The sequence below is a fragment of the Sphingobacterium sp. NPDC055431 genome, assembly GCF_053644255.1.
The window spans coordinates 514,778-526,445 of the sequence record NZ_JBSHLH010000001.1; the positions used below are offsets into that span (position 1 = coordinate 514,778).

Consider the following 11,668-nt stretch of genomic DNA (forward strand, 5'->3'; position numbering starts at 1 on the left):
CATAGGTCAAAATACTAAATACTTAATACTAAATACTTTAAAAAGAATTACTCATCCCTCAAGCTATCCACAATATTCGCATTCGCGGCTCTAAAGGCTTGCCAAGCGATGGTAGACCAAGCAATGATAACGGCTAGACCTGCTGCTAGGGCAAACATCCACCATTGGATATTGATGCGGTAGGCATAGGTCTGTAACCAGTTATTCATAATCCACCATGCTAATGGTGCTGCCATTAAAAAGGCGATGAGGACTAATCTTATAAAGTCTTTAGAAAGGAGTATAATGATACTGGATACCGAAGACCCTAAGACCTTACGGATACCAATCTCCTTCACCCTTGTATTAATAGTTAATAAAGCTAGAGCAAATAACCCTAGGCAAGAAATAACAATGGCTATACTCGTTCCGCTGATGACAATTTTTGAAAAGGTCCGCTCCGATTGATACAGGTTCTGGGTATTTTCGTCCAAATAAGATGGATCTACTTTGGCTTTTGGATTTACTTTTTTCCAAATCGCATTTACCTTATCCAAAGTTTCAGCAAGCTGTTGCGTTTCGACACGGACAAAGATATATTCCACAGTGAAAACATTTGGATTCACTGAAATGGTTAAGGGTTCGACTTGGGCCCTAAGATCTTGGAAATTGAAATCATCCATGATCCCAATCACGATACTTTTACCGTTCAGGTCTATTTCCTTTCCCAATACTTTGTCCGCACCACCAAATTGTGCCGCCATCTGTTTGTTGATAACTACAGCATTCGTATCGGTACCGAAGGAACGGTCAAAATCCCTACCTCCCAATAATTTGATGCCTAATGTATTTAGGTAATCATAGTCAACACGTATGAAATTGGTTTGGATCTCTTTGTTTTCATGTTCAAAACCGAAAATGCTCCTTTGCAAAGTGCCGTCACGCCCCTTGCCAATATTAACATCCGCTGCAGTGACATTCTTTACCCAGGTTTGCTGGCTTAACTCAGCACGCATCCTTTGCACCATATCTTCTTTATTGACTCCAGCACCAATTGGAATACTGATGACTTCTGTCTTATTAAATCCTAATGGCTTATTCGAGATATAGTTCAATTGGGTGCTGATTACAATGGTGGCAATGATCAATATAATGGCGATCACAAATTGCAATACTGTTAATGAACTTCTAAGACTTGATGTTTTTATTTTATTGGATCCCTTTAGGGATTGGATAATATTTGTCCGTGCTGCTTTAAAGGCCGGTAATCCTCCAGCAAGAAGAGAAATTAGCAGGAATGCCACTAGGAAGATAACGAGGTTCTTGATATTAAATAGATCTGTTATTTTCAATTGGTAATTCATGTTGGCATTGAACTGCGGTAATATCAAATAGGCAATGAGAAGCCCTACAAACATTGAAATAATACATAAGATAAAAGATTCTAGGGTCAACTGCTTTACAATATCCCAAGTTGTTCCTCCTAATGTCTTGCGAGTGCCAATTTCCCTATTTCTACTGATAGCATTAGCTAAGGAGAGATTGATGAAATTGGACGATGCAATAAACATAATTAAGCCCGAGATCAACAATAATATCCAAGGATAATTAGATGATAAAGAGGCTGAAGGACCAAAATCATTTAAGTGTACTTTGGCTAACGGCAATAAGTGGAAACTGAAATAACTGCCATTAACATCTGCTTTTCCGCCATCACGTTTCAACCGGTCTATATCATTTTTAAAGAATTGTTCTGTAAATGCTTTGGTTTCCTTGCCGAAAGTCGCATCGTTGACTTCAGCTTTCATTTTTACATAAACCTCATGGTCTGAGTTGTCCCAGACTTGCGTCTGTTCAAGGTAACCAGGTCTGTTTTCAAATCTATAGAGGGAATTAAAACGAAGGCTCGAATTGCTAGGAATATCTTTCAGGACTGCGCCAATGGTAGCCGCCTTCCAAACCCCATTTAAATTAACCTCAATCTGTTTTCCAACTACATCTGTGTTGTCAAACAGATTCTTTGCCATATTCTCCGTCAAGACCATATTGTCGAGCCCAGAAAGGACATTCTTATTACCTGATATAAAAGGAAAATCGAAAATCTTGAAAAAATCTTCATCCACAAATCTATTGGTTGAAGTAAATTCTTTATCACCATTTTTCAGTACCAATTTACTATTGGCATAGCGCGTAATACTTTCAATACTTGGAATATCCTTTTTCAACTGTGGCGCTAAAGGTGAAGGCATCGAAGAATCCTCTCTTTTTCCAGTTTCCGGTTCTGAACTTTTATAAAGTAGCGCAATTCTTTCCCCATTGGGATGGAAATTATCAAACGATAATTCAAACATCGCAGTCAAAAACAAAACCGTTGATGCCGCAATAGCAATGGCCAAACCTATAATGTGAATAGCACTTAAGGATTTGGTCTTTAATATCGATCTCCAAGCTGTTTTAAGCATTTTAGTAGTATTGAGATTTGAGTGTTGAAATATGGTAAAGCAAATTCCATATCAATTTTTTTCGTATTTAACAGCAATTCAATTCATTTGCCATAAATGTAATACATTGATTATCTGTTATTTGTGTATATGTTTAAAGATTGATATGTTCATTATCGGACGATTTGTTGTTCGCAAATGAACGTAATGGTTTTGAACCAGGATGAATGGGATGGGAGGATAGACCAAGATCTGGATTTGAACCAGGATGGAAAGGATAAGAGGATGGGCCAAGATGTGGATTGGAACCAGGATGGAAAGGATAAGAGGATGGGCCAAGATGTGGATTTGAACCAGGATGGAGAGGATGGGAGGATGGGCCAAGATTTGGATTTGAACCTGGATTTCAATTTTCTTATTTCAGCACCCTGTAGGGGTGAAATTATTTTAGCAAAGATTTTTTAGATGTACTACCCCTTTAGGGGTTAAATAGGTATTAGGTCAATAAACTACCGGTAATCCATAATTGAACCCCTAAAGGGGTAATTCTTGAATTCCATCATTTTCTAAAATAATTAAACCCCTAATGGGGTTTTCCAAGGTGTTAAAAAAATAATGCGCATACCACCCTGTAGGGGTGAAATTATTTTAGCAATGATTTTTCAGATGCACTACCCCTTTAGGGGTTAAATTGGCAATTGAACGATAAAATATCAACATTCAAAAGTTAACCCCTTTTGTGTCCTTCCAATTCTGAACGATAAGTGAAGAATCTGTATGGATCCCCTCCAAACGACTTGTCATCCTTGACCGAAGGTCAAGGAACTGTTCGCCAATGCTATCATTAATGTTAATAAAATAATAATATAAACAATGAAAGATCCAAGCTAATTCGGATAGACCTCAATATGAAGGTTTAACTGAAAAATAAGACAAAATAAACCCCCCAACAGGGGGTGGAATCTTTGTAGAAAATGATGTGTTATTTGGGAGAACCCCTAGCGGGGGTGAAATATTTTTCTATACCCTTTTTGTGTCATCCTGATGGCTCCGCCGAAGGATCTCGGAACTTTCCAAACTTCATTTGAAATAGTTTCCTCACCTTACGATTACGGAATGAAAACAATCCTTAAAAAAATAAAGAAATAGATTCTTCGCTTTGCTCTGAATCCCTCTAATTCCTGATCTATTGTCTTATGTCTTAAGTCTTAACCCCTTTCCACTCTCTCAAATCTCATATCTCACATCTCATGTCCATTCAAGGGCAAAGCCATTGAATTACTCATCCCTCAAGCTATCCACAGGATTTGCTTTGGCGGCGAAGTAGGTCCTTGAGCTCAGCACCAGTGTAGCAACTGCCGAAAGGCCAATTCCTGCGATCACAAAAATCCACCATGAGAGTTCGGTTTTATAGACAAAATCGTTGAGCCATTCATGCATAAAATACCAGGCAATGGGAAATGCAATAACAGAAGCGATAATAACAAGAAGCATTAGGTTTTTCAATAGTAAGAATATTATCTGGCTGACCGAAGCCCCTAGAACTTTACGGATGCCGATTTCTTTTACACGCTGGTTGGTGATGAATACAGCCAAACCAAACAATCCCAATGAAGCAATGCTGATGGAAAGCCATACCGCCCAACTCAACAGCTTTGATAGGTTCTGTTCGGTTTTATAGAAATTGGCAATAATATCATCGACGAATTTATAGTCAAATGTTTCCTCAGGGTAGAGGCTTTTAAACTTGCTTTCGATTTTACTAATCGCATTTTTCCAAGTTTCAGGGTGGTTTTTATCCAAAGCCACATGCATCATATAACCCGAATTGCTGCTCCAGTACATCGTAGGTCTTACGGCTTCGCGTGCTGAAGAAATATTAAAATCCTTCATTACTCCAACAATGGTTGTTTGACCATTATTGAATGTTTTGCCAATGGCGTCCTCAGGATTTTTCAGACCAAGAAGTTCCAACATCTTGACATTGATAATACTTTCTGAAACAGAATCAAGGACTCGGACGTTTCTACCAGTTATTAGCGGAATATTATAAACCTTAATAAAGTTCTCATCCCCATTTCTAGCATCGAAGGTGACCATTTTCTTGTCCGAAGTGTTTTGGTCATACGCCATTCCTGAGCTCATGTAACCATTGAATGCCGGCGATTGATTGCCAAAACTAACCGCATTTACTTCAGCTAAATTTTCCAATTCAGTCTTTAGGACCTTTCCCTTTTGTTCACGGTCGAAGTTTGGAACGAAAAAAGTCACTACAGCATCCTTATTGAAACCCATATCCATATTAACAGCATAATGGATCTGCTTGGATACCACCAAAACGGCAATCAAAAAGACTTGCGCCAAAACAAATTGGAAAATGGTCAATCCTTTTCTTACCCAGGCGCTTCTACTCAGATTACTGTTTTTTGTGGCTTGATTTTTCAAGGCCATAATAGGAGAGTATCCCGTTAGTACCCATGCCGGATAAAAACCCGCGATACAGGTAATAACCAGCAGTTGAAGAACCAAAAATCCTATGATTTCCAAAACTGGAATGGACGAAACGGTAAATCCTTTAGGAAGAAATCCTGCGAAGGCCTGAGTCAGGATAGGAATTAATATTACGGATAATATCGTAGCAAATCCTGCAACTAAAAATGTCTCCAATAGAAATTGTTTTACCAGATTTGACTTCTTTCCACCCAATGTTTTCCTGATTCCAATCTCTTTAGCACGCTCTGTAGATTGAGCCGTAGAGAGATTGATAAAATTAATAGCTCCTAAAGTCAGTAGGAAGACCGCTAACAAGATTAAGTTTCTTAAGGTGGATTCTTTTACAGCATTGTAATTGAATTTAATGTCAAAATGGACATCCTTTAAAGGTTGAAGGATAAAATTATCCTTCCATTCATAATCATTTTGCTCTTTGTTCTTACTTAAGATCCCAGCAATTACCTTTTCAATATTTTTAGGCGAAGTTCCAGGTTTTAATAAGAGAATACACTGATTGCCACCATTATAATTACTCCATTGATCCCAAGATTTTATCACTTTCAAGGAAGCATTGTTTTCAACCGTAGAAACTGAAATTATTCCATCATACTTGAAATCAGAATTCTCTTTCATATCAGCTATGACAGCTCCAACAGTCAATTGTATGCTATCAGCAAATAAGATATTTTTCCCTACCACGTCACTAGCATTAGCCTTTGGGAATAGAATCTCGGCCTTACTTTGGGTAAGAACAATAGTATTAGGCTCTTTTAGGGAGTTGATATCTCCCGCTAAAGAAGCATGTGGAAATATGCTGAAGTATTTTTCATTGCTAAAGGTCAAACCTTCTTCATTTGGAAATACCTTTTCTTCCTGACCAGCTTCCTTTTCGATTTTCAACTTTGCAGTCCCTAATTCCAAATTCGGTACAACTGCCTCCACACCCGTCAATTCTGTTTGCATGGCCCGTATCAATGGAACCAATACCGCGTCGCCTTTATAACCCCCATCACTTACAACCTTATATACACGGTCTCCATGTGGCAAATGCTTGTCAAAACTAAAGTCATAGCGCACCATCAAAAAAATGATCAGGGTCGCACAGATCCCAATGGCCAAACTGATTACACTAATAGAGGTTACCAGTAAATTTTTCTTTAAAAATCTCCAAGCCGTTTTAAAATGATTTCTTAACATTTTGGTCAATATTTAATTTAATGTCTTCTTTTAACTCCTTAGTAGCCCGCCTGAAATTTCTTTTGTCTATTGTCTTGTGTCTTATGTCTATCCTACTCATCCCTCAAGCTATCCACCGGATTTGCAAGTGCAGCTTTTATAGATTGGAAACTAATAGTTGCCAGAGAAATAAAGATGGCTGCAGCTCCAGCGATCACAAAATAGTACCATTCCATATGGATGCGGTATTCAAAATCCTGAAGCCAGTTGTTCATTGCCCACCAAGCAATTGGTGAAGCGATTAAGATGGATATTAACACCAGTTTGATAAAATCCATGGATAGGAGAGAAGTGATCTGAGGAACCGAAGCACCTAACACCTTTCTTACGGCAATTTCCTTCATTCTAGTTTCCGCCATATAGGCAATCAAGGCAAGAAGCCCCAAACAGGAAATAAAGATGGTCAAGCCAGCAAAGAGCATGGCAATTGTACCAATAGCCTGAGCTTCCTTGAACTTGTTTTCAAATACCTTATCAATAAAGTGATAAGAGAATGGATACTCAGGATTGTATTTCTTAAATATGCCTTCTATGGTTTTTATATTGTCACTAGTTGAATGTGCTGGATTAAGCCGATAATGAACAACACTAAAATAAGATGATGGACCTAAAATTACTGTTGGTTCAGTTTTGCCAAATGGAGATGCCATCACGAAATCTTTGATTACCCCGACAACTGTCAGCCTCCTGCCATCACCATTGATAATGCTTCCTACCGGGTTCTTTAACTTCAATACCTGAGCGGCAGCCTCATTAATAAGTACAGCGTTGCTATCTGTAGGAAATTTGTATGCGTCAATATCTCGCCCATTGATCAAGGTAAAGCCTAAGGTTTTTATACCATCAGCATCAGAACTGAAACGGTTAAAATTTATTCTTTTATCTTCATCTAGGGATGCATCAGAGTAAAATCCCCAGCCGGAACTATAACGATCAGTAACTGGAGATAGGTTTTTGGAAACTGAAACCACTGCATTGCTACTGAGAAGGTCATTTTTTATGCTTTTGAAGTTCTTCTCAATATTTCCTTCAATTTCAGTATAAACCAAACCATTTTCTTGGTATCCACGATCTCTTTCTTTGCTATGGTTGATCTGTTGATAAACAACTACGGTTGCAATAATCAAGATGATGGCTAGGGTAAATTGAACGATAACTAAAACCGAGCGCATACTTACACCTTTAGTGGTTGCCTTAAACTTCCCTTTCAACGTACTGATTGGTTTAAACGCTGAAAGAAAAAATGCAGGATAGGCACCAGCTAATAAGCCTGTAAATAAAGCAAAACCTAATAAAAACAACCAGGTTGAGGCTGTTAAAAATGAAATTGAGATATTCTTAGAAACTAACTCATTAAAGTAAGGAAGAGCAATTATTATGATGATAATCGAAAGTACAGCTGCGAGAAGACTGATGAGGATACTTTCTGTCAAAAACTGAAGTATTAAACTTTTTTTGTCTGCTCCAATAACTTTTCTTACGCCAACTTCCTTGGCCCTTCTTTCTGATTTTGCCGTACTTAAGTTCATAAAATTAATACATGCAACTAATAGGATAAAACCACCTATCCACGCAAACAGATTAACTAGGTCAATCCTCCCTGTTTTGAATTCGCCACCTTTCCCATTATTATATAAAAACTGATCCTTATAGGGAAATGCGAAAATATCTACGGTACTTCTATTAACTGATGTATTGTTGTCACCATTGATATGGTCCCTTGTAAAACTCTTTATCTTATTGTTGAAATCAGAAAGTGATATTCCATTTTTCAATAAGATATAAGTGAAAATAGAATTGTTAGACCAATTCTCATCATAATAATTGATGCTTTTGGGATATTCCCAAGAAATTAAGCCTTCAAAATCAAAACTTGAATTCGAGGGAATATCCGCGATAACCGCTTGTACTCTGACTTGGTCCACAGAATCAATTTTTATGATCTTGCCAATTGGATCTTCATTACCAAACAGGTCTTTGGCTTTCTTGGCTGTTAAGACGATGGATTTTAGGTCATTCAGTAAATTGCTCTTTTCTCCAGCTATAATAGGAAAACTGAACATATTAAAGAACCCAGGGTCTACAAATGATAGATTGGTTTTTAATTTTTTATCTTGATAGCTGGTCAAAAAGTAATTCTGATCGCTATATCTAGAATACGATTCAATATCCGGAAATTCTTCTTTCATGGAAGGACCAAGGATCTTTGGGGTGTAAACCCAAGCATATTTTGATCCTTGATTCTCATCCCTATTACTCATGATATACAAACGGTCACTTTTCTCATGATACCGATCCATGGTCAGCATATTCTGCAACCAAAGCAAAATCATTAATGCACCAGCCATCCCAATCGCCAATCCGATGATATTTATTGCCGTAAATCCCTTATTCCTTAAGAGATTTCTCCACGCTATTTTGATATAGTTCTTAAGCATAACTTCCTTATTTAATGGTTAGCAATAGATGCACTGGCTCCCCGAAGAATCCCTCTAATTAATAACTCGTTTTTCCCCAGCAATAATCCGCCAGAATTTCTATTGTCTTATGTCTTGTGCCTTATGTCTATTGTCTACAGCCATGCAGCCTTTCCACTCTCTCAAATCTCATATCTCAAATCTCACATCTCATATCTATTCAAAGGCAAAGCCCTTGAATTACTCATCCCTCAAGCTATCCACCGGATTAGCAATTGCAGCTTTAATCGACTGATAACTCACGGTCAAGATGGTGATCAGCAAAGCCAGTACGGCTGTAAATGCAAAGATTTCCCAGCTGATATTGATTCTATAAGTATAGGAATTGAGGTATTTATTCATGGCCCAATAGGCGATAGGGAAGGCGATCAGACAGGCGATTCCTACCAATAAAATAAACTCCTTAGACAATAATCTAGTTACCGAGAATACCGAAGCTCCGAGGACTTTACGGACCCCGATTTCCTTGGTTCGGCTTTCTGCCATATAGGCTGCTAGTCCAAATAAACCAAGACAAGAGATAATGATGGTTAAGCCTGCAAAAAGAGCTGCCAGTTTTCCGGTTTTTTGAGTTTCCTTAAATTTCAAGGCATAGGCCTCGTCTACAAATTTGTAGTCAAAAGGAAAGTCAGGATTGTATTTTTTGAAGATAGTCTCTGCTTTTTTCAGGGCATCTATGGTAGTCAAGCTTGGGTTGAAGCGGATATGGATATTGTTCATCCAGCCACTAGCTCCTTCAATAACCAATGGTTTGACAGGTTCAAATGGAGACTCTTGGATGAAATCTTTAATCACGCCGATGATATGGAATTTCCTTCCTCCATCATCGAAAATTTTGCCGATGGGGTCTTGGAAGCCCATGACTTTTGCTCCGGATTCATTGATAATGGCAGCCATCGAATCGGTCGGGAATTTGGTCAGATCAAAATCGCGACCTGCTATTAGGGTAAAGCCCATGGTTTCAACAACTCTATCATCACCTGTTTGGCGATTGAAATCGATAATGCTATTGGGGTCTTTTCCTTCCCAAGTGAAGCCATTCCAGCCGCTCCAACGTTCTGTTAATGGAGACATTAATCGACTAACTGATTGCGCCACATTCTGGTCTAATAGTTCCTGCTTGATCAGTTGCACATTCTTAGTGATCTCACCGACCTCTGGAACATAGATCAGGTTTTCTTTTTCAAATCCAAAGTCGCGATCCTGGGCATGTTTGATTTGCTTTTGGATCACTACGGTACTCACGATCAATATCAAGGCTATACTAAATTGGGTAACAACAAGTACTTTCCTGGGGTTGATTTTTTGCTGTATGCTGTGCAAACGTCCCTTTAACACCTTGACCGGATTAAAGGAAGACAGAAAGAATGCAGGGTAAATGCCGGCTAGAAAGCCAGTGAACAAAACAAAACCAACAAATAGGATCCAAAACCTGAAATCCTGAAATGGCATCTTGAATTTCATGCCCACCAAATCATTAAAGGCCGGTAGAACCAAGATGACAAGTATAAAGGCAATCAGACCTGAAAAACAAGCCAGTAATAATGATTCTGAAAGAAATTGAAACACCAAACTCTTTTTTTGCGCTCCAACTACCTTTCGGATTCCAACCTCCTTCGCCCTCTTTTCACTTTGGGCTGTACTGAGGTTCATAAAGTTTATACAGGCAATCAACAGGATTAAAGCAGCGATAAGGGTAAATGTTTTCACCATTTCTATCCTTCCACCAATTACTTTTCCGTTCTCGTATTTATTGTAAAGGTATCTATCAGCAAAGGCGGTCAGAAAACTGACTGTCTTTACATCGGAGTGCCTTGGAATCAAGTCTTTGATTTGTTCTTGGATTTTAGGAAGATGCTTTTTATCATTTATTTCTACGTATAGATCCACGGAACTATTTCCCCATTGGCTATCTGAAAACCCTAGTTTTTCCATTAAGGTCCAAGGAACATAATATTCATATCCTTGGAATATAGAATTGGATTCTGTTTCCTTTATGACTCCAGTAACTGCTAGCACATTGGTACTATCCAGTCTGATCGTTTTCCCCATTACATCTGTAGTTCCAAAGAGATTGTTGGCAAGTTTCTCAGATAAGACAATGCTATTCGGGGCTTTTAACAGTGTATTTCTATTCCCGCTCAATAAGGGTAATTCAAACATGTTCAAAAAGGCTGAATCTACAAACACACCGATTCCTGCCGGAACTTTTTTATCGCCAATTGTAAATAAAAAACCTCTGGTTCCACTTAACCTAGAAACATTCACTACTTCTGGAATTTCCTCCTTTACCACGGCTGCCATTGGTTTTGGAGTAGAAAACCAAGTTGCGGAATCCTGATCTGTTGCTTCTTTAGAACCAACAGTATAGAGATTTTCGATTTTTGGGAAATTCTTGTTGAATCCAAATTGAAAATTGACCCATAATAAAATCAGCATGGCTGCTGCCATACCAATGGCTAATCCAACAATATTAATTGCCGTAAAACCCCGGTTCTTCTTAAGATTACGAAAGGCTATCTTGAAATAGTTTTTTAGCATATCAGATCAGGTAATTGATTTGTTTAATGAACTGCGGAAGGTTTGAAGCCTTACGCAAGACAACAATTACCTTATTTCCACTTGCAAGTGGTTTTATTCTTATAATGGTTTCCTTTTTGCATAATCTGCTCAGTTCCATTTCCGAACGTTCGATTCCAGCAACGACTTGCTTCTTAATTGAAAACTCTTTCGTCTCAGCAGCATACCAAACCCCATCTGCAGGGATGTTTTTATTAAATCCATATTGCAGGTTTAACATCAACAAAACCATCAAGCTTGATAGGCAACAGATGCCCCAAACTGAGTTTTTTCCCTTTAATCCTTTAACCTTCTTCAGAAGCGTAAAGGTTTTATTTAAATATTGACTTTGCATGGCCTTTGATTAGTGATAAGGTTATGAAACCATAATTTTTTCAACCCATAAATCAATATCCAATTCATTTGCCAAAAATGTAAATAATTCATTATCAATTGATTGTTATTTATTCAAGTATGGTAGTT

Annotated in this window: 6 protein-coding genes; 1 reads left to right on the forward strand and 5 read right to left on the reverse strand. The window is 38.1% G+C overall.

Annotated features, from left to right (window positions below):
- Nucleotides 1-47 precede the first annotated feature (47 nt).
- Nucleotides 48-2,441 (reverse strand): ABC transporter permease, encoded by a 2,394-nt coding sequence (locus ACWIB3_RS02220; RefSeq protein ID WP_454290756.1) that lies wholly within the window; start codon nucleotides 2,439-2,441, stop codon nucleotides 48-50.
- A 186-nt stretch (nucleotides 2,442-2,627) separates the two neighbouring features.
- On the opposite strand from ACWIB3_RS02220, the gene ACWIB3_RS02225 reads away from it, so the two are divergent.
- Nucleotides 2,628-2,885: a hypothetical protein gene (locus ACWIB3_RS02225; protein ID WP_454290757.1), complete on the forward strand. Its 258-nt coding sequence runs from the start codon at nucleotides 2,628-2,630 to the stop codon at nucleotides 2,883-2,885.
- Nucleotides 2,886-3,698: 813 nt separating this feature from the next.
- On the opposite strand, the gene ACWIB3_RS02230 is transcribed toward ACWIB3_RS02225, so the two are convergent.
- The 4 genes from ACWIB3_RS02230 to ACWIB3_RS02245 all read right to left on the reverse strand — a co-directional run bounded on the left by ACWIB3_RS02230 (nucleotide 3,699) and on the right by ACWIB3_RS02245 (nucleotide 11,540).
- Nucleotides 3,699-6,110: an ABC transporter permease gene (locus tag ACWIB3_RS02230; protein ID WP_454290758.1), complete on the reverse strand. Its 2,412-nt coding sequence runs from the start codon at nucleotides 6,108-6,110 to the stop codon at nucleotides 3,699-3,701.
- A 92-nt stretch (nucleotides 6,111-6,202) separates the two neighbouring features.
- On the reverse strand, nucleotides 6,203-8,587 hold the full coding sequence (locus ACWIB3_RS02235; RefSeq protein WP_454290759.1) for an ABC transporter permease: 2,385 nt from the start codon (nucleotides 8,585-8,587) through the stop codon (nucleotides 6,203-6,205).
- A 219-nt stretch (nucleotides 8,588-8,806) separates the two neighbouring features.
- Nucleotides 8,807-11,167 (reverse strand): ABC transporter permease, encoded by a 2,361-nt coding sequence (locus ACWIB3_RS02240; RefSeq protein WP_454290760.1) that lies wholly within the window; start codon nucleotides 11,165-11,167, stop codon nucleotides 8,807-8,809.
- Between the two features lies 1 nt (nucleotide 11,168).
- A complete protein-coding gene (locus ACWIB3_RS02245; RefSeq protein ID WP_185211054.1) occupies nucleotides 11,169-11,540 on the reverse strand; it encodes a hypothetical protein in 372 nt (123 codons plus the stop codon).
- Nucleotides 11,541-11,668: the final 128 nt, after the last annotated feature.

Coding starts and splice junctions, on each gene's coding strand:
- ACWIB3_RS02230 (WP_454290758.1), bottom strand. CDS start 6,110: ATGTTAAGAAATCATTTTAAAACGGCTTGGAGATTTTTAAAGAAAAAT.
- ACWIB3_RS02240 (WP_454290760.1), bottom strand. CDS start 11,167: ATGCTAAAAAACTATTTCAAGATAGCCTTTCGTAATCTTAAGAAGAAC.
- ACWIB3_RS02220 (WP_454290756.1), bottom strand. CDS start 2,441: ATGCTTAAAACAGCTTGGAGATCGATATTAAAGACCAAATCCTTAAGT.
- ACWIB3_RS02245 (WP_185211054.1), bottom strand. CDS start 11,540: ATGCAAAGTCAATATTTAAATAAAACCTTTACGCTTCTGAAGAAGGTT.
- ACWIB3_RS02235 (WP_454290759.1), bottom strand. CDS start 8,587: ATGCTTAAGAACTATATCAAAATAGCGTGGAGAAATCTCTTAAGGAAT.
- ACWIB3_RS02225 (WP_454290757.1), top strand. CDS start 2,628: ATGGTTTTGAACCAGGATGAATGGGATGGGAGGATAGACCAAGATCTG.